General features: G+C 65.6%; 25 protein-coding genes. 14 read left to right on the top strand and 11 right to left on the bottom strand.

Annotation, left to right across the window (positions count from 1 at the left end; translation table 11 throughout):
• Positions 1 to 46 precede the first annotated feature (46 nt).
• From QM467_RS14570 to QM467_RS14555, 4 genes are read left to right on the top strand one after another with little or no spacing between them, the layout of a single operon-like run.
• Positions 47 to 985: a metallophosphoesterase family protein gene (locus QM467_RS14570; RefSeq protein ID WP_283367065.1), complete on the top strand. Its 939-nt coding sequence runs from the start codon at positions 47 to 49 to the stop codon at positions 983 to 985.
• Between the two features lie 8 nt (positions 986 to 993).
• Positions 994 to 1,359 (top strand): c-type cytochrome, encoded by a 366-nt coding sequence (locus QM467_RS14565; protein WP_283367064.1) that lies wholly within the window; start codon positions 994 to 996, stop codon positions 1,357 to 1,359.
• An 18-nt stretch (positions 1,360 to 1,377) separates the two neighbouring features.
• Positions 1,378 to 1,905, top strand: coding sequence for a sigma-70 family RNA polymerase sigma factor (locus QM467_RS14560; protein ID WP_283367063.1), 528 nt, complete (start codon positions 1,378 to 1,380; stop codon positions 1,903 to 1,905).
• Positions 1,902 to 2,675 (top strand): anti-sigma factor family protein, encoded by a 774-nt coding sequence (locus tag QM467_RS14555; protein WP_283367062.1) that lies wholly within the window; start codon positions 1,902 to 1,904, stop codon positions 2,673 to 2,675. Before QM467_RS14560 ends, QM467_RS14555 begins: the two co-directional genes overlap by 4 nt.
• Before the next feature lie 37 nt (positions 2,676 to 2,712).
• Here QM467_RS14555 and QM467_RS14550 read toward each other — a convergent pair whose 3' ends face one another.
• On the bottom strand, positions 2,713 to 3,642 hold the full coding sequence (locus tag QM467_RS14550; protein WP_283367061.1) for a peptidylprolyl isomerase: 930 nt from the start codon (positions 3,640 to 3,642) through the stop codon (positions 2,713 to 2,715).
• Positions 3,643 to 3,783: 141 nt separating this feature from the next.
• On the opposite strand from QM467_RS14550, the gene QM467_RS14545 reads away from it, so the two are divergent.
• The 6 genes from QM467_RS14545 to QM467_RS14520 all read left to right on the top strand — a co-directional run bounded on the left by QM467_RS14545 (position 3,784) and on the right by QM467_RS14520 (position 9,578).
• On the top strand, positions 3,784 to 4,020 hold the full coding sequence (locus QM467_RS14545) for a hypothetical protein (RefSeq protein WP_283367060.1): 237 nt from the start codon (positions 3,784 to 3,786) through the stop codon (positions 4,018 to 4,020).
• A gap of 106 nt (positions 4,021 to 4,126) precedes the next feature.
• Complete coding sequence (locus tag QM467_RS14540; RefSeq protein ID WP_283367059.1) at positions 4,127 to 5,731, top strand: glucan biosynthesis protein; 1,605 nt, start codon at positions 4,127 to 4,129, stop codon at positions 5,729 to 5,731.
• Positions 5,732 to 5,851: 120 nt separating this feature from the next.
• Positions 5,852 to 5,995 (top strand): hypothetical protein, encoded by a 144-nt coding sequence (locus tag QM467_RS14535; protein WP_283367058.1) that lies wholly within the window; start codon positions 5,852 to 5,854, stop codon positions 5,993 to 5,995.
• Complete coding sequence (locus QM467_RS14530) at positions 5,992 to 6,747, top strand: metal ABC transporter ATP-binding protein (protein ID WP_283367057.1); 756 nt, start codon at positions 5,992 to 5,994, stop codon at positions 6,745 to 6,747. Before QM467_RS14535 ends, QM467_RS14530 begins: the two co-directional genes overlap by 4 nt.
• Positions 6,748 to 6,774: 27 nt before the next feature.
• A complete protein-coding gene (locus QM467_RS14525) occupies positions 6,775 to 7,773 on the top strand; it encodes a WD40 repeat domain-containing protein (RefSeq protein WP_283367056.1) in 999 nt (332 codons plus the stop codon).
• A 179-nt stretch (positions 7,774 to 7,952) separates the two neighbouring features.
• Positions 7,953 to 9,578, top strand: a complete 1,626-nt coding sequence (locus QM467_RS14520; protein ID WP_283367055.1) for a CYTH and CHAD domain-containing protein — start codon at positions 7,953 to 7,955, stop codon at positions 9,576 to 9,578.
• Positions 9,579 to 9,581: 3 nt separating this feature from the next.
• On the opposite strand, the gene QM467_RS14515 is transcribed toward QM467_RS14520, so the two are convergent.
• From QM467_RS14515 to QM467_RS14505, 3 genes are read right to left on the bottom strand one after another with little or no spacing between them, the layout of a single operon-like run.
• On the bottom strand, positions 9,582 to 10,739 hold the full coding sequence (locus tag QM467_RS14515) for a glutathionylspermidine synthase family protein (protein ID WP_283367054.1): 1,158 nt from the start codon (positions 10,737 to 10,739) through the stop codon (positions 9,582 to 9,584).
• Complete coding sequence (locus tag QM467_RS14510; RefSeq protein ID WP_283367053.1) at positions 10,736 to 11,188, bottom strand: hypothetical protein; 453 nt, start codon at positions 11,186 to 11,188, stop codon at positions 10,736 to 10,738. The genes QM467_RS14515 and QM467_RS14510 overlap by 4 nt, the downstream gene beginning before the upstream one ends.
• Positions 11,189 to 11,192: 4 nt before the next feature.
• Positions 11,193 to 11,597 (bottom strand): DUF350 domain-containing protein, encoded by a 405-nt coding sequence (locus QM467_RS14505; RefSeq protein WP_283367052.1) that lies wholly within the window; start codon positions 11,595 to 11,597, stop codon positions 11,193 to 11,195.
• A 172-nt stretch (positions 11,598 to 11,769) separates the two neighbouring features.
• Between QM467_RS14505 and QM467_RS14500 the strand changes: the two genes are divergently transcribed.
• Positions 11,770 to 12,501 (top strand): SIR2 family NAD-dependent protein deacylase, encoded by a 732-nt coding sequence (locus QM467_RS14500; RefSeq protein ID WP_283367051.1) that lies wholly within the window; start codon positions 11,770 to 11,772, stop codon positions 12,499 to 12,501.
• A 109-nt stretch (positions 12,502 to 12,610) separates the two neighbouring features.
• Positions 12,611 to 13,258 (top strand): 2OG-Fe(II) oxygenase, encoded by a 648-nt coding sequence (locus tag QM467_RS14495; RefSeq protein ID WP_283367050.1) that lies wholly within the window; start codon positions 12,611 to 12,613, stop codon positions 13,256 to 13,258.
• Positions 13,259 to 13,270: 12 nt separating this feature from the next.
• Here QM467_RS14495 and QM467_RS14490 read toward each other — a convergent pair whose 3' ends face one another.
• From QM467_RS14490 to QM467_RS14480, 3 genes are all read right to left on the bottom strand, one after another.
• Complete coding sequence (locus QM467_RS14490; RefSeq protein WP_283367049.1) at positions 13,271 to 14,317, bottom strand: glycosyltransferase family 4 protein; 1,047 nt, start codon at positions 14,315 to 14,317, stop codon at positions 13,271 to 13,273.
• Positions 14,318 to 14,832: 515 nt separating this feature from the next.
• Complete coding sequence (locus tag QM467_RS14485; protein ID WP_283367048.1) at positions 14,833 to 15,213, bottom strand: calcium-binding protein; 381 nt, start codon at positions 15,211 to 15,213, stop codon at positions 14,833 to 14,835.
• Between the two features lie 97 nt (positions 15,214 to 15,310).
• The gene (locus tag QM467_RS14480; protein ID WP_283367047.1) at positions 15,311 to 15,922 is read right to left on the bottom strand and encodes a response regulator transcription factor; all 612 of its coding nucleotides are present in this window, start codon (positions 15,920 to 15,922) and stop codon (positions 15,311 to 15,313) included.
• Positions 15,923 to 16,057: 135 nt separating this feature from the next.
• Between QM467_RS14480 and QM467_RS14475 the strand changes: the two genes are divergently transcribed.
• Both QM467_RS14475 and QM467_RS14470 read left to right on the top strand, forming a co-directional pair.
• Positions 16,058 to 17,410, top strand: coding sequence for a sensor histidine kinase (locus QM467_RS14475; RefSeq protein WP_283367046.1), 1,353 nt, complete (start codon positions 16,058 to 16,060; stop codon positions 17,408 to 17,410).
• A 247-nt stretch (positions 17,411 to 17,657) separates the two neighbouring features.
• Positions 17,658 to 20,012 (top strand): TonB-dependent receptor, encoded by a 2,355-nt coding sequence (locus QM467_RS14470; protein WP_283367045.1) that lies wholly within the window; start codon positions 17,658 to 17,660, stop codon positions 20,010 to 20,012.
• Here the strand turns inward: QM467_RS14470 and msrA are convergent.
• The 4 genes from msrA to QM467_RS14450 form a co-directional block, all read right to left on the bottom strand.
• On the bottom strand, positions 20,009 to 20,725 hold the full coding sequence (gene msrA / locus QM467_RS14465) for a peptide-methionine (S)-S-oxide reductase MsrA (RefSeq protein WP_283367044.1): 717 nt from the start codon (positions 20,723 to 20,725) through the stop codon (positions 20,009 to 20,011). The two genes, QM467_RS14470 and msrA, sit on opposite strands and share 4 nt — an antisense overlap.
• Before the next feature lie 14 nt (positions 20,726 to 20,739).
• Positions 20,740 to 22,572, bottom strand: coding sequence for a cytochrome c biogenesis protein DipZ (locus QM467_RS14460; protein ID WP_283367043.1), 1,833 nt, complete (start codon positions 22,570 to 22,572; stop codon positions 20,740 to 20,742).
• Between the two features lie 19 nt (positions 22,573 to 22,591).
• Positions 22,592 to 23,056 carry a peptide-methionine (R)-S-oxide reductase MsrB gene (msrB, locus tag QM467_RS14455; protein WP_283367042.1) on the bottom strand — a complete coding sequence of 155 codons (465 nt, stop codon included), beginning with the start codon at positions 23,054 to 23,056 and terminating at the stop codon, positions 22,592 to 22,594.
• Between the two features lie 102 nt (positions 23,057 to 23,158).
• Positions 23,159 to 23,452, bottom strand: a complete 294-nt coding sequence (locus QM467_RS14450) for an acylphosphatase (protein ID WP_283367041.1) — start codon at positions 23,450 to 23,452, stop codon at positions 23,159 to 23,161.
• Positions 23,453 to 23,458: the final 6 nt, after the last annotated feature.

The raw sequence follows: 23,458 nt of genomic DNA, 5'->3' as shown, positions 1-23,458 counted from the left end.
CGCACTTCGAGTCTCTAAGTCGCAACCCTGCGATACGGAGAGATTCATGGCGAAACATGACGAGGCGATGAAGGCCGGACCAAGCCGCCGGCGACTACTGGAATGCATGGCCTGGGCCGGGACGGGCATGGTGTGGAGTTTTGCTGGCGGCGCGCCCGTTTCGCGCCTGCTCGGCTCGGCGCAGGCCAAGGACGCGGGCTTTACCTTCGTCCAGATTTCCGACAGCCATATCGGCTTCGACAAGCCGGTCAATCCGGACCCCGCCGCCACGCTGAACGAGGCGCTGGACAAGATCGCCGCGCTGCCGTCGCCGCCCGATTTCATCATCCATACCGGCGACATCACCCACACCGCCACGCCGGAGCAATTCGACATCGCGCTCAAATCCATCGCGCGGCTCAAGCTCGACGTGCATTACGCGCCCGGCGAACATGACATCCTCGATGCGGCCACGGCCAAGGCCTATATGGAGCGCTTCGGCAAGGGCGCGCGCGACGGAGCTTATTACTCCTTCGACCATAAGGGCGTGCATTTCATCTCGCTCAACAATGTCACGGACCTCAAGGCCAATGGCCTCGGCTCGCTCGGCGGCGCGCAGCTCGCATGGCTCGCCGACGATCTGCGCGACAAGACCGATTCCACCCCCATCGTCGTGTTCTGCCATATTCCGCTTTGGACCATCGCGCCGGAATGGGGCTGGGGCACGCAGGATTCGCTGGCCGCGCTCGCGCTGCTCGCCCGCTTCGGCTCGCTCACCGTGCTCAACGGCCATATTCATCAGACCATGCAGAAGATCGAGGGCAACGCGACCTTCCATACCGCGCGCTCGACGGCCTTTCCGCAGCCGGCGCCCGGAACGGCGCCCGCGCCCGGCCCGTTGAAAGTGCCCCCCGGGCAATTGCGCAGCGTGCTCGGCATCACCGACGTCGTTTATGCGCCCGGCAATGCGCATCTCGCCATCACAGATTCGACGCTCGCAGGGTGAGGCGGGACATGAACAAATCCATCTTGCTGCTGGCGCTCGGCGCCGCCTTCATCCTGCCCTCCGCCGCCTTGGCGGCGGGCGACGCGACGCGCGGGGAGGCCTTGTATGAGGGCTGTCAGGACTGCCACTCGCTGGACAAGAATGAAGTCGGCCCGCGCCATCGCGGCGTCTATGGCCGCAAGGCGGGATCGCTGCCGGATTATTCCTATTCCGACGCGCTGAAAAACTCGAACGTCGCCTGGGACGAAAAGACGCTCGACCAATGGCTCGCCGATCCGCAAAAATTCCTGCCCGGAGCAAAAATGTTCTATCATCTCGACAATGAGCAGGATCGCGCCGACGTCATCGAATTTCTGAAGACGCGCGCCCGCTGAATTGGAGTGCGCTCGTTCGTGACCGCCAGCGATCTGGCGCGGCGGCGCTTCGCCGCCGTCGCGCTACCCCATCTCGACGCGGCTTATTCGCTTGCCAAATCGCTGGCGGGCAACGGCGCCGACGCGGAAGACATCGTGCAGGAGGCCTGCCTCCGGGCGCTGGCGGCGCTTGAGACCCAGCAGGTTGAAAAGCCGCGCGCCTGGATGCTGACGATCACGCGCAATGTCGCGCTGACCTTTCTGAGCCGCCGCGCGCCGCCAAGCCCGGCCGATATCGGCGATCTCGAACGCGACGGGCGGCTTTCGGCCGCCGAGCCGGGACCCGACGCCGAAACGCGGCTGATCGCCGCCGACGAAGGCGCGGCCCTGCGCGGCGCGCTCGCAGAATTGCCGCTGGCCCTGCGCGAAACCCTGCTGATGCGCGCGGTGCATGGCCTGAGCTACCGCGACATCGCCGTGGCTACGGCGGCGCCAGTCGGCACCGTGATGTCGCGCCTCGCGCGGGCCCGCGCGGCTCTGGCCCAAGCCTTGGGAGCAAAAAAGTGACGGAGGCGGACGAAAAAGCCCTGCGGCTTCAGGCGGCGCTGGACGGCGAACTCGACGCCGCCGGAATGCTCGCTTTCGAGCGCGCCTGCGCCGAAGATCCGGCGCTGGCCGCCGAATTCGCCCGCATGGCCTCGCTGGAAGAAGCCCTGCGCCGCGCCGCGCCGATCGAGCCTGCGCCGGCGCATCTGCGCGCCCGCATGGCCGCGCTCGGCGCGCCGCCGCGTCAGAGGCCATGGCTCTTTTCCGCGCCGCCGCCCGCTTTGGCGGCCAGCCTGTTGCTCGGCGCGCTTCTCGGCTATGGCGGCGGCCTGTTGCGCCCAGCGCAGCCGCAGGACGAGCGCGCCCTCGTTTCCGCCTTCATGCGCACGCAGATCGGCGGCCAAAGCGTGGATGTCGCCACCAGCGACCGCCATGTGGTGAAACCCTGGCTCGCCAGCCGCGCCCCGCTGGCTGTCGCCGCCGTGGATCTCGCCTCGGCCGGCTTTCCGCTCATTGGCGGCCGGGTCGAGGCGCTGGACGGACGAATCGCGCCAACGCTCGTCTATCGCCGCCGCGAACATCGCATTGAAGTGACGGAACTGCCGCTGTCGGGAGGCGCAGGCGAAACGATCGCGACCAGCCGGCTCGACGGCTATCATGTCGCGCGCTGGAGCGATTTCGACCGCTCCTATGTCGCGGTGACGGATCTGCCGGAGACCGAACTGGCGGATTTCGTCGCGGCGTTCCGCGCCGCCGTCGCAGCGGAGCGGGAAGAGCCGCGCGCCAAATGAAGAAGCCCCGCCGGAGCGGGGCTTCTCGATCTCTGGCTTACTTCTTCGGCGCTTCGGCCGGCTTGGCGGCGTCGGGCTTGGCCTCATCCGCCTTCGGCTCGTCCGTGCGGGTGATCTTGGCGGCCTCGCGCAGTTTCAGGATCGCCTCGCTCTGCGCGCGCTGGGCCACGAAACGCTCGAGCTGATCCTTGACCTGATCCATCGGCGGGAAGGGCTTCGTGCGCTTGTCCAGCACCTTGATGACATGCCAGCCGAACTGGGTCTTGACCGGGTCGGAGACCTGGCCGGGCTCAAGCTTGTAGGCGGCGTCGGCGAATTCCGGCACCATGCGGTCCTTGGTGAACCAGCCGAGATCGCCGCCCTTGGAGCCGGGATCCTTGGACAGTTCATCGGCGAGCTTGCCGAAATCCTCGCCCGCCTTCAGGCGCTTCTCGACCGTCTTGGCCTCGTCCTCGGTCGGGACGAGAATATGCAGGGCGTGAATCTCGATTTCCGGCTTCTGCGCCTTGGCGGCCTCGTCATAGGTCGCCTTCATCGCCGCGTCGGTGGTGCTGTCCTTGGCGACCTGGCCGAGATAGCCTTCCATCAGCAGCTTTTCGCGATAATAGATCATCTTCTTCTGGAAATCGGGCGTCTGGTCCATCTTCTCGGTGATGGCCTTCTGCGTCACAAGCTTGAGGTCGATGACATAATCCAGCAGGGCCTTGTCACGGGCGGCGTCGTTCATCTGCTTGGGCAGGGTCGAGCCCACGTCCTCGCGCGCCTGGGCGACGTCCAGTTCAGTGATGTCCGAGCCATTGACGGTCGCCAGCACCTTGTTCGTGGCCTTCGCGGGCGCTTGAGCCGGGGCGGGTGCGGGGGCCGGAGCGGGAGTCTGGGCCAGCGCGGGGGTCAGCGCCGTCGCGCAGAACGAAAGGACAAGCGCGGCGCGGCGAACGCCAGTGAAAGGGGAGGCGGAACGGGCCATCTGGTCATTTCTTCCTGATGAAGCGGCGCAACCGCCGCGGACCGGGGCTTTCTGCCCCAAATCGCGCTTCGCCACAAGCGGCGCAACATTGCCACGGCCTTAACTCTGGTTTAGATCAGTCCTTCAAACAGGATCGCTGGCATGCCCGAGAAAAAGCCCATCAACTGGACCAATGCGCGCACCCTCGCCGCCCTGGCCATCCTCGTCGGCACAGAGCTGGTCGGAGCCTCATGGGCCGCCGGCTGGGCGCTTGGCGGCCTGTTCCAGCTCGGCGCGGGCTGGGCCCGGGCCATTGAGCTCGCCTTCGTCGCGATCGGCTTCTTCGGACTCTATTACTTCATGCGCACGGCCATCGCGCACGAGCCCGTCCGCCGCTGACCGCGAGCCCGACGCTCCCGCAACCGAAGAAAAACCTTTTCCGGCTAGTCTGGCCGTTCCGCCCGGCCCTCAAGGCCGGACGCCGAACCGATTTCGGACAAAAGCCATGACCAGAACCCTTGATCGCCGGACCCTGTGCAAAACTCTCGGCAAGACCATCGCCCTGGCGTCCGTCGCGGGGCTGGCCGGATCGGGCGGCGCGCCCGCGCTCGCCGCCGCGCCGGGGCTGAAGCTCGGCCCCGCCCAGCCCTTTTCCTTCGAGACGCTGAAGGCCCAGGCCAGGACCATGGCGGGCGAGCCCTATCGCGGCCCGGCGACGCCTGCGCCCGACCTGCTGCAGTCCATCGACTACGACGCCTGGGGCAAGATCCGCTTCAATGATTCCTTCGCGCTCTATGCGGAAGGGCCGAACCGCTTCCCCGTGACCTTCTTCCATCTCGGCCGTTTCTTCAAAAAGGCCGTCGATATCTACGTGCTGGAAAACAACAGCGCGCGCGAGATCATCTATGATCCGAGCTATTTCGACATGCCGGCGGATTCCCCCGCCCGGCAATTGCCGAAGGGCGCGGGTTTCGCCGGTTTCCGCTTTCAGGAAGCCAAGGATTCGCAAAAATTCGACTGGCATAAAAACGATTGGGTCGCCTTCCTCGGCGCCTCCTATCTCCGCGCCATCGGCGAATTGCATCAATATGGCCTTTCCGCGCGCGGCGTCGCCATCGACACCGCCGTGGCGGATCGCAATGAGGAATTCCCTGATTTCACCAAGATCTATATCGGGCCGCAATCCGGCGATTCCGTCACGGTCTATGCGCTGCTCGAAGGGCCCAAGATCGTCGGCGCCGTGAAATTCGTGATGACGCGCGGCGAAGGCGTGGTCATGGACATCGACCAGGCTTTCTTCCTGCGCGGCGACGTGGTGCGCTTCGGAATCGCGCCGCTCACCTCGATGTACTGGTTCTCGGAAACCGCCAAGCAGACCGCCGTGGACTGGCGCCCGGAAGTGCATGATTCCGACGGCCTCGCCATGTGGACCGGCTGGGGCGGCCGGTTGTGGCGCCCGCTCAACAATCCCCCGCACGTCATGGCCTCCGCCTTCAGCGACAATAACCCCAAGGGCTATGGCCTGCTGCAGCGCGACCGCGTGTTCGACCATTACATCGACGGCGTCTATTACGACCGCCGCCCAAGCCTGTGGGTCGAGCCCAAGGGCGACTGGGGCAAGGGCGCGATCCATCTGGTCGAACTGGCGACCGATGACGAGATCCACGACAATATCGTGGTGATGTGGGTTCCCGCCGCGCCCGCCGTCGCGGGATCGGAATTCAACTTCTCCTTCCGGCTGCACTGGCTGGCCGACGAGCCTTTCCCCAGCGGTCTCGCCAAGGTCGTCGCCACGCGCCTCGGCAATGGCGGCCAGCCCGGCCAGCCGCGCCCGAAAGGCGTGCGCAAGTTCATGGTTGAATTTCTCGGCGGCGCCCTCGCCGACCTGCCCAAGGGCGTGAAGCCGGAACTGGTCGTGGAAACCTCGCGCGGCCATCTGGGCCATTATCAGATGATCGAGGCCGTGCCCGACGAAGTGCCGGGCCATTGGCGGGTGCAATTCGATGTGGCCGGGATCGAGGGCAAGGACCCGGTGGAGTTGCGCGCTTTCCTGAAGCTCGGCGACAAGCCGATCTCCGAAATCTGGATGTTCCAGTACCATCCGTTCTAAGAGATTTCTTTCCGGCGCGCGCTGGACGCGAGGCCGCTTTCGATTGACAGCGGCGGCGCTTTCGTCGTCAAACGGCGTCTCGCCGCCAGCGTGGATCGCGACAGGGAGGCAGGTCGAAACATGCATGCGCACGATCACGCCGCCCCGCCCGCGCGCCACGAGCCGGGTTTCTCGCTGCTGCGGCTCGCGGTCGGGCAGAGGCTCGCCATCGTTCTGGGCGCCCTGGTCCTGCTCTGGAGCGGCGTCTATTGGGCTCTGTCATGACCGCGCAAAAGTCGGCTCCCCGCGTCACGCTGCGCAATGTCACCCTCGGCTATGACCGCCATCCCGCCGTCCACCATCTCGATGGCGAGATCGCGCCCGGCGCGCTGCTCGCCGTCTGCGGCCCCAACGGCGCCGGCAAATCGACACTGTTCAAGGCCCTGACGGGCATATTGAAGCCGATGGGCGGAACCATCGACCTCGGCGGCGCGCGCGCGCGCGATATCGGCTATCTGCCGCAGGCCGCGCAGGTGGACCTAAGCTTTCCCATCGACGTGTTCGACATGGCGGCCATGGGCCTGTGGCGGCGCATCGGCCTGTTCGGCGGCCTGTCTCGCGTCGATGAGGCGAAGGTCCATGACGCGCTCGAAACCGTGGGCCTTGCCGGCTTCGAGCGCCGCCCGATCGGCGCGCTCTCGGGCGGCCAGACCCAGCGGCTCCTGTTCGCGCGCCTGCTGCTGCAGGACGCCTCGCTCATCCTGCTCGACGAGCCTTTTTCCGCCATCGACGAGCGCGCCGTGCAGGATCTGCTCGCCCTCATCGCGCGCTGGCATCGGGAAGGCCGCACCGTGGTCGCGGTCCTGCATGATTTCGCCATGGTGCGCGCCCATTTCCCCGAATGCCTGCTGCTGGCGCGCGAAAAGATCGCCTGGGGGCCGACCGAACAGGCGCTTTCCGCTGAGAGCCTCGCCCGCGCCAGGATGATGATCGAAGCCTTTGACGACAAGGCCGCCGCCTGCGGGCGCGCCGCCTAGCACGGCATGAAATAACGGAACCCCTTCATGAGTCCTTCCTCCCTCACCGAATATGTCACGCCGATCGAAGTCGGCGAGGAAATCGTCGGCGCGGGCTTTCTTGGCCGCACGCCCGCCTTCGCTCTGGCGGAGGGAACCGTCCTGCTCGCCGACATCGGCGAGGAGCGGCGGATCAAAGCCCATGAGGACGGCGCCATTCTGGTCGTCGCCTGCGACGGCGCGAAACTCTATACCGGCGGCGATGACGGACTTGTCGCCGCCACGGGCGTCTCGGGCAAGACCGAGAGCATCGCCAGGGAAAAGGGCTGGATCGACGCGCTCGCCTGGCGGGCCGACGGGGCGCTGGCCTGGTCGAGTGGCAAGAATGTCCGCGCCCGCGACGCCAAAGGCGAGATCAAGGGCTGGGCCGCTCCCTCCACCGTGCGCGGCCTCGGATTCTTCCCCAAGGGCTACCGCCTCGTCATCGCCCATTACAATGGCGCGAGCCTGTGGTTCCCCAATACTGCCGCCGCGCCGGAAAGCCTGAGCTGGAAAGGCTCGCATCTCGACGCAACCGTCTCGCCCGACGCCCGATTCGTCGTGACTTCCATGCAGGAGAATGCACTGCACGGCTGGCGCCTCGCTGATCGCAAGGACATGCGCATGTCCGGCTATCCGGCCAAGACGCGGTCGCTGGCCTGGTCGCATGACGGCGACTGGCTCGCCACTTCCGGCGCGGACGGCTGCATCGTCTGGCCGTTCTCGGGCAAGGACGGGCCGATGGGCCAGCCGCCGCGCGAATGCGGTGTGCGTCCGAATGTGCTCGTCACGAAAGTCGCCTTTCACCCCAAGGCCCTGATTGTCGCAATCGGCTATGACGACGGCTGGATCCTGCTGGTGCGGCTCTCCGACGGCGCGGAAATTCTCGTCCGCAAGACCGAGAACGAGCGTGACGCCGTCATGGCTCTCGCCTTTGACGCGACAGGCGGACGGCTGGCGTTCGGCACGAAAGCCGGCAAGGCCGGCGTACTCGATTTTCCAGCCTAAACTACTGTTTTTACAATCGTTATAATCTTAGTTCAGCCCGAAACGAAAAAAGCGGCGGCATTTTTCGCGGAACTGTTTTAGTATGAGACAGCAGGCGCCTGACTGCGCCCCGCGCTGCCTCACGCGCTCCGACGGACCGCCGGGCGCAGGCCGTCTTTTCCGTTCAAGCCGAGCGTGTCGTGACCGATATCGAAACCCTGCCCGAGCCTCAGGTCGAAACCCCGGTCGAGACAAAGGCGGACGCCGCGCCCGCCCCGGCGCCTGAAGCCAAGCCGGCCGGTCCCGCCCCCCAGGAAGTCGAGATCAAGTTCACGACGGACGCCGCGGGACTTGCCGCCGCGCTCGCCTCGCCGCTGCTGCGCGTCGAGGGCGCGTCGCCGGCGCGCAAGCTGATCTCGATCTATTTCGACACGCCCGACTGGGACCTCAAGAAGCGCAAGATTGCCCTGCGCGTGCGGCGCAGCGGACGCGGCGCGCCGGTCATGACGCTGAAATGGCCGCTGCAAATGGCGGGAGATTCCTTCACGCGCGGCGAGATCGAAGTCCGTGCGAGCAAGATGGAGCCCGATCTCGCGCTGTTCGACGCCGATGTCGCCGGCGGCCTGCGCCAGATCATTGGCGACGCCCCGCTCGAAGCAAAATATGAAACCCGGGTCAGCCGCGTCACGCGTCTGATCGCGCGCGGCGCGACCCAGATCGAAGCCGCTTTCGACGACGGCCTCATTCACGCCAGCGGACGGGAATTGCCGCTGCGCGAGGTCGAACTGGAGCTGAAATCCGGCCTGCCGCAGGACCTTCACGATTTCGCCGCCATCCTGGCCGAGGCGCTGCCCTTGCGCCTCGACATTGTCAGCAAGGCGGAGCGCGCTTCGCATTTCTGCCTGGGGAGCGAGCCCAAGCCTGTCAAGGCCAAGCCCGCCGCCCTGCCGGCCGACGCCAGTCTTGACGAGGCCACCGCGCAGATCATTCTCGGCGCAATCGACCATTACCTCGCCAACTGGGCCTCGCTGCGCGCCAGCGACGCCCCGGAATCGATCCATCAGATGCGCGTCGCGCTGCGCCGCCTGCGTGCGGCCCTCGGCATGCTCAAGCGCGCCATCCCCTGCCCCGAATTCGAAACTTTCCGCGCCGAGGCCAAGGAGTTGGCGACGGCGCTCGGCGCCGCCCGCGACAGCGACGCCCTGCGCGACCTGATCGAGGACGGGCCGATGGGCCATTTCGGCGACCGCAAGGATTTCGCGCCTTTGCTCGATGCGCTCGAACAGCGCCGCGCTGCGGCCTATGTCGATGCGCGCGCGCTGACCGAATCGGTCCGCCCCACCCTGTTCGTGCTGAAGCTCAGCGCCTTCGTCGCCCGCCGCGGCTGGCGCAACGCCGTCAGCGGCGCGCAGCTGACGACCTTGACCGAGCCCGTGGCTCTCTTCGCGGCGCAGGCGCTCGAACAGTTGCACAAGCGCGTGCTGAAACGCGGCAAGAAACTCGTGACCCTCCCCGACGAGAAGCGCCATGAAGTGCGCATCGCGCTGAAAAACCTGCGCTATGGCGCGGAATTCTTCTCGTCGTGCTTCGAGGAGCAGCGCGACTCGACGCCCTTCGTCCGCGCGGCGGCGAATCTGCAGGAAATTCTTGGCGCGCATAATGACGCGGCGAGCGCGGATCATTTCCTCAGCCAGTCGCACGCGACCGAGGCGGCGCGCGCCGCCGGGATCGTCTCCGGCTGGTATGCGCGCGGCGCGCTCATCGCGGACGAAGGGCTGGCGAAGGACTGGAAACGCTTCAAGAAGCTGCGGCCGTTCTGGCGCTAGAAACTAATCCAGAATCGCGTGGGGAACGAAGCGCGAGCGATTGCCTGTGACGGGCGAGACGTCCTCGCGCAGCCCAAGGCCCGCCGGCTCGTCGCCAACCAGCCAGCAGCCGCAGACTGGATAATTCCCGGAAAAATCCGGCAGAGGATTGAGCGCCTGCCGCACGAATCGCCCGCCATAGGCGAGGTCCGGACCTGCGACGACGCGGTCGCCGTCATGCAATTCGACATTGCCGCCCTCGCGGGAAAACAGCGGCTTGCGCGCGAAGCGCGTTCCCAGTTCCGCGGCGCGCGGATCGTCCTCGAAAAAGCACGGCAACAGATTGGGATGGCCCGGCGCGATCTCCCAGAGCAACGCCAGCATTCCCTTGCTGGACAACAGCATTTTCCACGCCGGTTCAACGAACCGCGCCGCGCGCAGCTCCGGCGCCTTCCCGAAGGCCTCGCCGAACATCCATTCCCACGGATAGAGCTTGAACATCAAGGCGATGTCGCGGCCCGAGCGGTCGATGAAGCCGCGACCCGGCGCGAGGCCGATGTCGCCCATGTCGATCAGGCTGGTCTGCAAGCCCGCCTGCCGGGCGCATTCCTCGACATAGGCCGTCGTGCCGGAATCCTCCACGCTGTCGCGCAGGCAGGCAAGATGGAGGAAACGCCCGGCGCCGATCCGGCCCCAGCGCGCGACCAGCTTTTCATGCAGGGAATTGAACTGGTCTGCGCCCGGCGGCAACTGCCCGGAGGCGATCATCTGCTCCAGCCAGAACCATTGCACGACCGACGATTCGAACAGGCTGGTCGGCGTGTCGGCATTATATTCCAGCAGTTTCGGCGGGGCCTTGCCGTCATAGGCGAAATCGAACCGTCCGTAGAGCGCAGGGTCGCGGCGGCTCCAGCTTTCGGCGATGACGTCGCGCGCATGGTCCGGCACGCCAAGCCGCGCCATCATTCGCTCGGTGACGACAATCCGGCGGACCAGTTCGTGGCAAAGCGCCGCAAGCTCGCCGGTCGCAGCTTCGAGATCGTCCTCGATCTCGCGTCGCGAGAAAACATAGCGGACGGATTCGTCCCAATAGGCTTCGCCGTCGATATGGGCGAAGGCGAAGCCGATTTTCGCCGCCTGTTCCGCGAAATCCGCGCGCGGGACCGAGGCCTCGCGCCTCATTCTCCGCCCCCGCCGTGAAAGCCGCCGAAGCCGCCGGAATGCGCGCCGCTCTCGCCGGTCGCGCCGAAGCCGCCGAAAGAGGCCGCATGTTCGCCGGACCCGCTGGAGCCGCTTGAGCCGCTCGAACCATACCAATGTCCGCCGCTCCCGCTGCGCCCGCCGCCGCCATGTCCGCTGCTGGCATGTCCGCCGCTGGCATGGCAGGCGGGCGAATTGGGGTCATTGGGATCGGCGTTCCGGCAATTGTCCTTGTTCAGGGCCTGATGGAGCGCGAGGCCGCCGATGGCGCCCATGCCGCAGACGCCGAGGATGATCGCGAGCGAGCGCAGCCGGCGACGGTCTTGCGGCGGTTCGCCGCCAAGGCCCTGCGGCGCGTGATAGACGATCGGCGGCGGGGTGATCTTTTGCGGCGGGTTCCGCCGTCCGAACGGCTTGGTCGGGCGGGGCATCGGCTCAGGGGCTCATGCAGGCGGCGGCGAGCAGCCCCGACGCGATCGAGACCGAGGCGACCCAATAGGCGGAGGCCAGGGCGTTCTGCGCTATGGCGTTCGACAGGCCCGGATGGAGCAGCCGCGCCACGCCATAGGCCAGGAACTGGCTGAGCATGGCGACAAGGCCCCAGACCATGAATTCAAGCGCGCTCCGGGTGTTGTGGACCGCCCCCGCGAGCGCGAGCGCGAAGCCGATCAGCGCGCCGCCGAAGGCGAGGCCCGCGGAGGCATTGTGCTGGCGCACGATCAGGTCGAATTCGTCATGGGCCGTCAGCCGCGTGTAGATCAGGCCGAAGACGATGCAATAGCCGATCGCGCCGACGAAATAGGCCGCGAACGCGACAAGTCCGGAAAACAAGCCGGGCAAGCGGAGCCCCCTGAGAAACCGAGAGCGCGGAGGAGAAGAGCCCGCGCGGGAGAACGATAGTCGGGCCCCGGTCGCATGACAATTGCGCGACCTATGGTTTGCCGCTTTTGCCGCTCCGTGATTAACTGAAGCTTCACTTCGCACGACGGGCCGCCATGACCCCCGAGCCTCCATGACCCCCGAGCCTCAGCGCCGCCTTATCGTCTTCACCGGCAGCGGCATTTCCGCCGATTCGGGCCTCGACACCTTTCGCACCTCCGGCGGCGAAAGCCTGTGGGCGCAATATGACCCTGAGGTCGTCTGCAATTTCGACTGCTGGGAAGAAAATTTCGAGCTGGTCCATGAATTCTATTCGCGCCGGCGCGAGGAACTCGCCCATGTCGCGCCCAACAAGGCCCATTTCCTCACTGTGGATTGGGAGAAGCGCTACAACGCCGAACTCATCACGCAGAACGTCGACGACCTGTTCGAGCGGGCCGGCGCGCGTTACGTCATGCATGTCCATGGTTTCCTCTCGGCCATGCGCTGCGTCTCATGCGGCGCACAATGGCTGTTCGGCTATCGCCGTTTCGACCCCGCGACCGACCGCTGTCCGAAATGCGGCCGGATGGAAAGCGTGAAGCCCAATGTGGTCTTCTTCAACGAGCCGGCGCCGCGATATGCGCAAATGTGGAAAAGCCTCGAAAGCCTGACCGAGGACGATGTGCTGGTGGCCATCGGCACCTCGGGCCTTGTGCTGCCGATCGGCCAGATCGCCCGCCGCTGCCCCGCGACCACGATCCTGTCCAATCTCGAATCCGCCGAAACGCCGCGCGACGAGGATTTCGACCATGTCATACATGGGCGGGCGGCCGAAATCGCGCCGCAGCTCGACGCGCTGGTGACGGAGATCATGGAACGGTAAAATGCGCGGCGGCTAAGCCATTTTGACAGGCGCCGGACCCACGCTTATAAACCCGATCCTCCGCGCGGCCGTTTTGACGACGGTCGCCGCCGCAGCGGGAGCCGGCTCGATGACCTTGCGCTTTATGGATCTGGACGCCTTCAAGGCGACGCCCCTGACCCGGGCGCCCTTCGAATTCCTGACGGTTCCGGGCTTTCTCAGCGCCGAGGCCTGCGCGGAGATCAACCGCGACTATCCGAAGATCAGCGAGAGCGGCAGCTATCCCGCAGCGCAGCTGTCCTTTGGCCCGGCCTTCCAGACCTTTCTCGACGAACTGGCGAGCGATGACTTCCGCGCCGCCTTCGCGGAGAAATTCGGCGTCGACCTCGCCGGACGTCCGCATACGATCACGGTGCGCGGCCGCTGCAGCCCCCGCGACGGCCGCATCCACACCGACACCAAGAGCAAGATCCTCACGATCCTGATCTATATGAACCCCGAGTGGGAACATGCGGGCGGACGCCTGCGGCTGCTGAAATCCAACGCCGGGCTCGACGATCCGATCATGGAAGTGCCGCCCGCCGCCGGGACGCTGCTGGCGTTCAAACGCTCCGACAATTCCTGGCACGGCCACGAGCCCTATTCAGGCGAGCGCCGCGTGATCCAGTTCAATTGGGTCACTTCGGAAGGCGACCGCCGCATCGCCATGCTGCGCCATCATCTGTCGGCGGCGGTCAAGCGCCTGTTCGGCAAAACTCCGGAGCAGCCCTACGCCTGAACCTTTCCGGGCTCAGGCTTTCGTCCAGATCTTGTCATAGACGCCGATGATCTCGTCGACCTCGCGGTCGCGGTTGAAGGCGTCCATGACGCGCGCCCGCGCCCGCGCGCCAATGCCGACGATCTGTTCCGGCGCGCGCATCAACGGTTCGATCGATCCGGTCAGCGCCTCGACGTCGCCCGTGGGCGCCAGCACGCCCGTCACGCCATCCTCGATCACCAGCTCCGCCGCGCCCGCGCGGGTCGCAACCACCGCATTGCCCGCCGCCATTGCCTCCAGCATGGTCAGGCCGAAGCCTTCGACGCGCGAGGCGAAGACATAGATCGAGATGCGCTTGTACCAGGCGGGAACGTCGTCGATGGGCAGTTCGCCCAGAAAGCGGATGCGCTCGCTCAGGCCCGCCCCAGCGATATCCGCCTTGAGCTTGTCCACGAAACCCGCATTATCCGGGGTGATCAGGCCGATGATGACGGCGGTGAAATCCGGATATTTGGGCAGAAGCCTCAGCATGGAGGCGACGAAAAGATCGATGCCCTTCTGCTTGCGTACGCGGCCGAAGACGCCGATGCCGTATTTTCCGGGCAGCCCGGTCGCGGCGAAGGCGGCCTCGCGGTCTTCCGGCGGCTTGTAGCTTTCCAGATCGATGCCGTGATGGATGACTTTCGCGGGACGCTCCAGAAAAGACGCCGAGATTTCGCTGGTGGCGATGATCTCGTCCATCTGCGAAATGAGAAAGCGAGTATAGGCCGAGTGGCGGCGCTGGCCGGCCGAATTGAAGATCACGGAGAAGCGCCAGCCGAGCCATTTCAGCACCAGCCCGACGAGCATTTCGACATTGCGGCGGGCGTGCCAGATGCGGACCTTGTGACGCTTCGGCGGCTGGAAACGCAGGCGCAGCAATTCGAGCACGGATAATTGCGCAATTCCCCCCGGCGCGTCGGGTCCGAACCAGGCGGCGTCGAGCTTGCTGGCGATCAGCGGCGCGATCGTGCGGTTGACCGCTGTGCCGCCGGAATAGCGCAAGCTCAAATTGGGGATGATGACTTCGATCTCGTCCAAAACCCGGTCCTCGAATATGCGATCCGCCGCACCCGTCGAGGGCGAATAGCCTATCGGCGGCTTTTGCGAAACCGCTTTGTGAAAATGACGCGGCGCGCAGGGCTTTGGGACAAATTCCCGAACCAGCGGTGAATAAGGCCATCAAGGCCCGGGATTCTTTGAAGTTTTTCGCATTGAGCGCGAGTGCTAGTAAAGCATCAGGTCGCGGCGGACGACGAAAAGCGCCTCATCATCGCCTTTCGCCTCCCACAGTTCATGTCCGTCGCGGCCATTTCAGGAATTCGATCGTCTGGGGAACGCGCGTGCAAGCGCGCATGGCAAGACGAGTGGCGCGGCGCTGGCCTCCCAGCGCATAAAATTTCAGGAATGGACGCACCTGCCGCGTCCCCGGCCTGAAGCTGGAAGCGGGAGAAATCGCCAGCGCCGAGGAAAATCCATTGGAGGCCTGCCTGCGTTAGCAACTCCGAAACTTGAGAGCGATCTTCCGCCATTCGCGCCGGAAAATCGCTCTTTTTTCATTTCAGCAGCTTCAGCAGCGCCTTGCCCGCCTTGCTGTGCAACTCCCTGGCGTCCAGCGTCCCCTCATTGTCCGGGTCCGCCGCCTTGAACCGCTTTTCGACCAGAGCGAGATATTCGTCCTTCGTCAAGGTCGTGTCCATGTCCGGGTCGGCCCCTTCGAGATCGGCCTTACTCACCCTTCCGCGCAGTTCCTTGATGTCGAGCGTGCCTTCGTGATCCTTGTCGAGCCTGTCGAACAAGGCGCCCGCGGCTTTCTTCGCCTCGGCGAGATCGATCGTCCCGTCGGCGTCGGGATCGAGCGCCTTCGGAACGCCGGCCATCGCTGGGCTGGCGCAAAACGCGGTGGCGGCGGCCAAAATGAAACGACGATCAAACATCGGAAGTCTCCAATATCATCGAAACAAGGCCTCAACGGTAATCGCGAGAAGGCGAAACGGCAAACGGCCGCCGTTCAGCATTCCGCCACGACGCCTGTTATTGCCCCTGCGCCTCCAGCGCCACACGCATCAGGTCCATCGATGTCCGCGCGCCGAGCTTGAGCTTCAACGACGTGCAATTATTGGCGATGGTCTTGTAGGACACGCCGAGCTTGTCGGCGATGGCGCCCATCGATTGACCCGCCGCGAGCAGGCGGACGATCTCCATCTCGCGCTGCGAGAGTTGCGCGAGGCGATTGTCGAATTTGGCGAAGGCCATTTTCTGCGCGAGCGCGCCGGGCAGATAGGTTCCACCCGCGCAGACCTGTCGCAGGGCGGCGACAAAGAGCGAGGGGTCGTCATTCTTTGCGAGATAGCCCTTCGCGCCGGTTGAAATGGCGCGGGCGGCGAAGGCCGGATCGTCGTTCATGCTGAAGATGACGATGCGCGCGGCCGGGTCCTGCGTCAGGATGCGCGTAGCTAGTTCGAAACCTGACAGGCCTGGAAGATTGATGTCGATCACCGCGACATCCGGCGTCTTCGCCATATAGGCGGCCAGCCCGGTCTCCGCGTCGGGCGCGTCGAAAACCTCAATGTCCGGCTCGGCGGCGAGCAGCGCCTTGCAGCCCGAGACAACCACCGGATGATCGTCGACGATCAGAACCCGCACCCTGCGCCTCCTCGATTAGTTTGCGTCAAACATGCGTTGCGCCAAGCCGCATTGCAAGCGGCTGCCCCCGCCCTTGACATTGCCAGCAGCCGAACCCGACCATCGCCCTCCCCGCCCCCGCCTGACGGTTGCTCCATGTCGCTCAAGGTCCGCATCGATCTGCTCTTCGGCCTGCTGCTCTTTCTCGGCCTCGCCGCCGATATCGGCCGCATGGCGCTGAACGCGCGCGCCCGCGTGCAGGCCGAGGGCGAGGCCATGACCCGGGTGACGCGCGACTTCGTCGAGGCGGCTCTCGTCAATTTCCACGGCGCGGCCGATCCGGAAGACGCCCTGCGTCAACTCGCGCGCAGCCTCGATTCGCTGCGCCATATCCGCATCGCCCTCGTCCGCGATCCCGCCGACGCCATGGCGGCGGTCATGGTCCCCGATGAATCGCGCCGCCAGTCCCCGGTCTGGTTTTCCAATCTCATTCGCGCCCGCAACCAGATGACGATCTTGCCCGCGACCATCGACGGCCGCAAATATGGCGATATCGTCATCGCGAGCGATCCCTCCGACGAGGTCAACGAGGTCTGGCAGGATGTCCGCAATCTCGCGCTCACCGGCGGCGCCATCGCGCTCGCCGCCCTTTTGGGCGCGAGCCTTATTCTCGCCCGCACCCTGCGGCCGCTCGATACCTATTCCGCCGCCCTCGGGCGCCTGAGCCAGGGCGATTACGAGATTCGCGCGCAAGCCGCCGGCTCCCCGGAATTCGTCGATCTCTGCGCCAAGATCAACGCTCTCGCCGAAGCGCTGCAGGATCTATCGGGCGCCAATCGCGCCCTGATTCAGCGCCTGATGGACGTGCAGGAGGAGGAGCGCAAGAAGATCGCGCATGAATTGCACGACGAGATTGGGCCCTATCTCTTCGCCTTGCGCGCCAATGCGACTGTGCTCGAAGCCGGGGTGCGGGAGGCGGGGCTGGAGCCGCTCCAGCGCCGCGTCGCCGCCATCCGCGAGCAGATCGAGGCCCTGCAGGGGCACAACAAGCGAATCCTGCGGCAGTTGCGCCCGCCCGCGCTCGACGAACTGGGCCTGTGCGAAGCTTTGAAAATCCTCGTCGAGGGATGGCGCGAGACGGAGCCGGGCGTCGATGTCGAACTCTGCCTGCCGGAGGCGTTCGACCTGCCCGACGAAAAGGAGAGCCTCGCGCTCTATCGGCTGGTGCAGGAAGCCCTGACCAATATTTTCCGCCATTCCAGGGCGACCCACGCCTCCGTGGTGCTGTCGCGGGTCGCGACGCCGCCGGAAATCCGCCTTCGCGTTCAGGACGATGGCGTCGGGATCGCACCGCAACAGCCCGCGGGACTAGGGCTCGCCGGCATGCGCGAGCGGGTGCGCGGCCTCGGCGGCCGGCTGTCCTTTGGAATGGCCCCCGGCGGCGGCGGCCTGATCGAGGCGGCGATTCCTTCGCGCTCCCAGAACATGTCCGAGCAAAACGCCAGTTGATCTGAAGCAACGCCGTCAGCCGCGCCGCGAAATATTTGACCAACCCTGTTCCCGAAACCAATCGGGATTTTTTCCCGGCCGAACAGGACCCTTTCCTCGGCGCCATATCTTTGCGATCACGAAAATTTGTATTAGTTTTCCAATTAAGGCGAAAAAAGCGCCAAATTGAGTCCTCGCCGCGCCGGACGCGGCGACACCGGCCTGTCGCCAAGCGGGGGGCCCGCCAACGATTTTGTGGGGAGTGAACATGAACCGTCTTCGTGCATCCTTGTTGGCCACGGTCGCCATCCTCGGCGCCCCGGCCTTCGCCTTTGCGCAAAGCGGCCAGCCCCTGCCCGACATCGACGTCACCACCGATGCGCCGACCTCGGCGCCGCCTGTCGCGATCCCGGCGGCCGACGCTGGAATCGCCGGCGCGCCGATCAATTTCACCCAGGACCTCACGCCCTCCAACAACACCCGCATCGACGCCAAGGAAATCGCGCGGACCGGTTCGCCGGCGGCGGCGGACACGCTCCAGCGCCTGGTGCCCGGCGTCGACATCCAGGGGACCACGGGCAATATGCTGTCGCCCGACGTGGTCTTCCGCGGCTTCGTCTCCTCGCCGGTTCAAGGGACGCCGCAAGGCCTCGCGGTCTATCAGAACGGCGTGCGCGTGAACGAGGCCTTCGGCGACACGATGCACTGGGACATGATCCCGACCTTCGCCATCCTGTCGATGGACATGATCTCCAACAATCCGGTGTTCGGCCTTAACGCGCTCGGCGGCGCCGTCAACATCAGGATGAGGGACGGCTTCAACACCCAGGGCGGCCGGCTCGAAGTCTCGGGCGGCTCCTATGGCCGCATCCAGGGCGCGTTGGATTACGGCAAGCAGGTTGGCGATTTCGCCTTTTATGGCGCGCTCGAGGGCGTGCAGGACGGCGGATTCCGGCAATTCGGCGCCTCCACCATCCGCCGTTTCTACGGCGATCTCGGCTATCGCGCCAACGGCAACGAATATCACCTGAATGCGGGCCTCGCCGACAATCTGTTCGGCGCGAGCGGTCCGGCGCCGATCCAGCTGCTCGATCAGGACTGGGGCGGGGTCTATACGACGCCGCAGACCTCGCATACCCAGATGGGCCAGATCGCGCTGTCGGGCAATTTCGCCTTTTCTCCGACCTGGAGCCTCAACACCAACGCCTATGTGCGGCGCTACATCCAGCACATGGTCGACGGCAACCCGACCAATACGCAGCCCTGCGACGACCCGACGCTGCTCTGCTATAACGACACGTCAACGCCGGCCAACGGACTGAATGGGCAACAGCTAAACAACCCCTTCCCGTCGAACGCCGCGCTCGGCGAGATCGACCGCTCCAGCATCCTCACCACCAGCGCGGGGGCAAGCGCGCAGCTGTCCAACAGCGGAACCTTGTTCGGCTTCAAGAACCACGCCACTTTCGGCGCGAGTTTCGATTACGGAACGACCAATTACAATGCGACCGCCGAGCTTGGCGTGGTCGCGCCCAATTATGTCGTCATCGGCTCAGGGACCTATCTCGGCCCCTCGGGCGATCCGGTCGCCATCGGCCCGGTCAGCGTCAATTCGATCAACCGCTATTTCGGCCTCAACATCCTCGACGCAATCGACCTCACCGACAAGCTCACGCTCTCCGCCGGCGCGCGCTTCAACCTGGCGTCGATCTCGCTGGTCGACCAGCTCGGCGGCGACGTCAATGGCGAGAACCAATACAATCATGTCAATCCGGTCGTCGGCCTGACCTACAAGCTCACGCCCGACCTGCTCGTCTATGGCTCCTATGCCGAATCCAATCGCGCGCCGACGCCGCTCGAACTCGGCTGCGCGAATCCGCAAAAGCCATGCATCATGGGGGCGTTCCTCGTCTCCGATCCGCCGCTGCAGCAGGTTGTCGCGCAGACCTTCGAAGCGGGCTTTCGCGGCCAGCAGGTCCTCGCCAACGACTGGGGCGCGGTCGGCTGGAAAGCGGGCGTCTATCGCACGCTCAGCACCAACGACATCCTGAATGTTCCATCTCCCACCCAGCAGGGCTTCGGCTATTTCGCCAATGTCGGCGACACCTTGCGCCAGGGCGTGGAGGCCCAGCTCAATTACCGCAAGGGGCCCTTCACGGTCCGCGCCAGTTACGCCTATATCGACGCGACCTTCCGCAATTATCTGACGCTCGGCTCGAACAGCCCCTCGGCCGACGCCAATGGCAATATTTTCGTCGTTCCGGGCGACCAGCTTCCGATGGTCCCGCGCCAGCGCGGCAAGGTCAGTCTCGACTGGGACATCAACGCGCAAGCCCGCGTCGGCGCCGACATCCTGATCACCGGCCCGCAACGCTTTGCCGGCGACGCCTCCAACCAGCAGCCCATGCTGCCGGGCTACGCCACGGTTTCGCTCAACGGCGCCTACAAGATCACGCGCAATATCGAAGCCTTCGCCATCGCCAACAATCTTTTCAACCACCGCTACTACACCTTCGGCGGCTATTTCCAGACGGACCAGCTGTTCCAGGCCTTCACCAATCCGGAAACCGTCGCGCCCGCCCAGCCCCTCTCGGTCTATGCCGGCCTGCGCATGACGTTCTAACGCATGGCGTCGCCAACGAGGACCGGCGCCTCGCGATAGACGCCCGGATAGAGTTGTTTCAGCGCGGCGATCTTTGGCAGGTCGTTGATGCGGATATAGGGATAGGTCGGGTTGCGGGCCAGAAAGTCCTGATGATAGGCCTCGGCCGGATAGAAGGTCCGCCCCGGTTCGATCTTCGTCACGATCGCCGCCTGATAGACCCGCGCCTGATTGAGCTGCGCCATATAGGCGCGGGCGATCTTCGCCTGCTCGTCGCTCGCCGGGAAGATCGCCGAGCGATATTGTGTCCCGCTGTCAGGCCCCTGACGATTGAGTTGGGTCGGATCATGCGCGACCGAGAAATAGATTTGCAAAATGCGCCCGAGGCTGATTTCCGCCGGGTCGAAGGTGACCTGCACGGATTCGGCATGGCCGGTGTCGCCGCGCCCCGTGATCTCGTAATGGGCCGTCGCCGCCTCGCCGCCCGCATAGCCCGAGACGGCGCGCGTCACGCCTTTCACATGCTGGAACACGCCCTGCACGCCCCAGAAACATCCGCCCGCGAGCACGATGGTTTCGGCGCCGCGCTGGCCTGCCGGCTCATCCAGAACCGGCGCCGGAATGACGCGCGGCGCTTCCTCCGCCCGCGCTCCGAGAGCGAAGGAGCCGGCGGCAAGCGCCGCCGCAATCGCGGCGATTCCCAGCGATCGCTTCAGAACGACAATGCGTGTCATGGACATTCTCCCATTCAACCGAAGGTAAAGGCGTAGGCGCGCACGCCGGGATCGAGGAATTCGATCTCGAACAGGCGGTCGCGGACCGCGCCTTTCTGCCGCACGAGCTGATAGAGCCGCTCGCCGCTCACAACGCCCTCGCCCTGGGCGTCGATATCGGCGCCGGCGCTGTCGCCCGGCGCCGCCCCGTCGATCTTCACCCGGAACCGCGCCGGCTTGCCGTCGGCGCCCGCGCCGAGCACGAGGTGCAGGTCCCTCGCATGAAAGCGGAAGGCGATCGCGCCGCCCGCGCGATTGAGGTCGGCGCGCTCCTCGCCGATGGTCCAGTCGCCGGAGAGGCTCCATTCGTTCAGGCGCAGATCCGCCCCGGCATAGACATGGGCCTGATTTTGCGCGGCGCCGCCCGGCGAAGCGAAGTTCTCGGCGCGGGCGAAGCCGAGATAGGTCTCCGGCGAGAGAACCTCGGCCATGTCGGGCGGGGCCTGAGCGCCGGTCGCAGCGACCTTGACGATCCCGGCCGGCGCAGCGGTCGCGCCCGCTTCCGCCAGCAATTGCTGGATGATTTTTTCCGATCCCGCGTAATCGCCCTCGCCAAAATGATGGTGGCGGATACGGCCCTGCGCATCGATGAAATAATGCGCCGGCCAGTAATGATTGTTGAAGGCGCGCCAGATCGCATAATCATTGTCGATCGCCACCGGATAAGTCAGGCCCAGATCCGCGACGGCGCGCTTCACATTGGCCGGGTCCTTCTCGAAGGCGAATTCCGGCGCATGGACGCCGATCACGACAAGGCCCTGATCGCGATATTTCTCCGACCAGGCGCGAACATAGGGCAGAGCGCGCAGGCAGTTAATGCAGGAATAGGTCCAGAAATCGACCAGAACGACCTTGCCCTTCAGCCCTTCGACCGTAAGCGGCGGGGAGTTCAGCCATTCCACCGCCCCTGCGAGCGACGGCGCCCGGCCCTCGATGGGCAAGCCGGCGGCCGGGGCTGCGCCCTTCGCCGCATCGCCGGACGCCGCCGGCGCCATCATCATATTGGGGCCGCCGCCCATCATCATCGCGCCCTCGGCGGGCGTCATCACGACGGAGGCGGCGCCCGCAGCCGCATTCGAGGGCGAAGCGCCGAATTTCGTCAGCAGCGCCTCTTCCCAGCTGCTGGTGTTGGCCAGCGACAGGCGGGCGAGGAAGCCGGTGTCGGCGCCGAGCGCAATGGCCGCGACCGCCGCGAGAACCGCAAGGCCGAAGGCGCGCCGCGCCCATTCGCCAAGCCCAAGCGAGCGCTTCATCGCGGCGAAGACCCGGCCGCCGACCAGCAAGGCAAGCGCCAGCGAGGTCGCCGCGCCGAGGCCATAGGCGAGCAGCAGGAGGGTCGTGCCGATGGTCGCGCCCTGCAGCGCGGCGCCGGTCAGGATGATCCCCAGAATCGGCCCGGCGCAGGGCGCCCAGAGCAGGCCGGTGGCCACGCCCAGCAGCAGCGCCGCGCCGACGCCGCCCTTGCCCTCTTCCCCATCGGCCTGTTGCGACAGGCGACCGCCCAAGGCGACCAAGGGCGCGGACAGGCGCTCGGCCAGGCCAGGCCAGACCAGCGCCAGACCGAACACGGCCAGCAGAGCGAGGGCCAAGGCGCGGCCATAGGAATTGGCGTGCGCCGCCCAGCCGCCGCCAAAGGCGGCGAGCGTGGCGACCAGCGCGAAAGTCGCCGCCATGCCAAGCAGCATGGGCAGACCGCGCCGGCGGAAGGATTGGCCCGCGCCGGCGAAGACGAAGGGCAGGACCGGCAGGATGCAGGGGCTGGCGATGGTCAGGGCGCCGCCGAGAAAAGCGAGAACAAACAGAAGCATGACGAGAAAGTTCCTATGGTCAGGCCGTCTTGAACTTCAACGCCACGCCATTCATGCAATAGCGCAGGCCCGTGGGCTTGGGCCCGTCGTTGAACACATGGCCGAGATGGCCGTCGCAGCGGCGGCAGGCCACCGCTGTTCGCACCATGCCGTAGGACCGGTCTTCCTTTTCGTTCACCGCCTTGTCGAGCGGCGCCCAGAAGCTCGGCCAGCCAGTGCCGCTGTCGAATTTCGTCGTGGACGAGAACAGGTCGAGGTCGCAGCCGGCGCAGGTGAAGACGCCCTTGCGCTCCTCATGCAGCAGCGGGCTGGTGAAGGCCCTCTCGGTGCCCTCCTTGCGCAGCACCGCATATTGATCGGGCGTCAGCAGCTTGCGCCATTCGGCGTCGCTGCGCTCCAGCTTGTCCTCGGCGGCGCGGGCGCCGCCGGAGGCGGCGAGAGCCGCGCCAGCGAAAAAGCCAAGAGTCGTGCGGCGTGTCAGCATGATCGATCTCCAGATCGCCGAATTTTCCGTTCAAGCGAGATACGTGCGGCGCGCCCCTTCGTTACGGTTCTACGTAAAAAAACGTCAGCCGGATCGAAGCATTCAAAGCGTGGGGACGATGACGAAGCCGGCTTTTTCCGGCGGATCGCAGTCGTCAATGGCCTGCAGCCCGGTCACGGCCGCACTTGGCGGGCCCATGCGCAGCTCCTCCACCAGAGCGTCAAGCGCGTCGGCCGCGCCGCTGGCCCGGGCCTCGACGGCGCCATTGGAGCGATTGCGCACCCAGCCGGAAAGGCCATGCCGCAACGCGGCGCGGCGCACAAATTCGCGATAGCCGACGCCCTGCACCCGGCCCTCGACGAAAATATGGAGCGTTTTTGGATTCGCCTCGCTCACGGTCCA

This window comes from Rhodoblastus sp. 17X3 (assembly GCF_030056575.1).
Taxonomy (GTDB): domain Bacteria; phylum Pseudomonadota; class Alphaproteobacteria; order Rhizobiales; family Beijerinckiaceae; genus Rhodoblastus.
This window is presented reverse-complemented; position numbering and strand designations above follow the sequence as displayed.

What these genes read in the sequence shown, in the direction of transcription:
- QM467_RS14510 (WP_283367053.1), bottom strand. Translation starts at nt 11,188, where the DNA reads ATGCCCCGCCCGACCAAGCCGTTCGGACGGCGGAACCCGCCGCAAAAG.
- QM467_RS14540 (WP_283367059.1), top strand. Translation starts at nt 4,127, where the DNA reads ATGACCAGAACCCTTGATCGCCGGACCCTGTGCAAAACTCTCGGCAAG.
- QM467_RS14570 (WP_283367065.1), top strand. Translation starts at nt 47, where the DNA reads ATGGCGAAACATGACGAGGCGATGAAGGCCGGACCAAGCCGCCGGCGA.
- QM467_RS14475 (WP_283367046.1), top strand. Translation starts at nt 16,058, where the DNA reads ATGTCGCTCAAGGTCCGCATCGATCTGCTCTTCGGCCTGCTGCTCTTT.
- QM467_RS14550 (WP_283367061.1), bottom strand. Translation starts at nt 3,642, where the DNA reads ATGGCCCGTTCCGCCTCCCCTTTCACTGGCGTTCGCCGCGCCGCGCTT.
- QM467_RS14525 (WP_283367056.1), top strand. Translation starts at nt 6,775, where the DNA reads ATGAGTCCTTCCTCCCTCACCGAATATGTCACGCCGATCGAAGTCGGC.
- QM467_RS14500 (WP_283367051.1), top strand. Translation starts at nt 11,770, where the DNA reads ATGACCCCCGAGCCTCAGCGCCGCCTTATCGTCTTCACCGGCAGCGGC.
- QM467_RS14485 (WP_283367048.1), bottom strand. Translation starts at nt 15,213, where the DNA reads ATGTTTGATCGTCGTTTCATTTTGGCCGCCGCCACCGCGTTTTGCGCC.
- QM467_RS14565 (WP_283367064.1), top strand. Translation starts at nt 994, where the DNA reads ATGAACAAATCCATCTTGCTGCTGGCGCTCGGCGCCGCCTTCATCCTG.
- QM467_RS14530 (WP_283367057.1), top strand. Translation starts at nt 5,992, where the DNA reads ATGACCGCGCAAAAGTCGGCTCCCCGCGTCACGCTGCGCAATGTCACC.
- QM467_RS14470 (WP_283367045.1), top strand. Translation starts at nt 17,658, where the DNA reads ATGAACCGTCTTCGTGCATCCTTGTTGGCCACGGTCGCCATCCTCGGC.
- QM467_RS14535 (WP_283367058.1), top strand. Translation starts at nt 5,852, where the DNA reads ATGCATGCGCACGATCACGCCGCCCCGCCCGCGCGCCACGAGCCGGGT.
- QM467_RS14460 (WP_283367043.1), bottom strand. Translation starts at nt 22,572, where the DNA reads ATGCTTCTGTTTGTTCTCGCTTTTCTCGGCGGCGCCCTGACCATCGCC.
- msrA (WP_283367044.1), bottom strand. Translation starts at nt 20,725, where the DNA reads ATGACACGCATTGTCGTTCTGAAGCGATCGCTGGGAATCGCCGCGATT.
- QM467_RS14495 (WP_283367050.1), top strand. Translation starts at nt 12,611, where the DNA reads ATGACCTTGCGCTTTATGGATCTGGACGCCTTCAAGGCGACGCCCCTG.
- QM467_RS14515 (WP_283367054.1), bottom strand. Translation starts at nt 10,739, where the DNA reads ATGAGGCGCGAGGCCTCGGTCCCGCGCGCGGATTTCGCGGAACAGGCG.
- msrB (WP_283367042.1), bottom strand. Translation starts at nt 23,056, where the DNA reads ATGCTGACACGCCGCACGACTCTTGGCTTTTTCGCTGGCGCGGCTCTC.
- QM467_RS14545 (WP_283367060.1), top strand. Translation starts at nt 3,784, where the DNA reads ATGCCCGAGAAAAAGCCCATCAACTGGACCAATGCGCGCACCCTCGCC.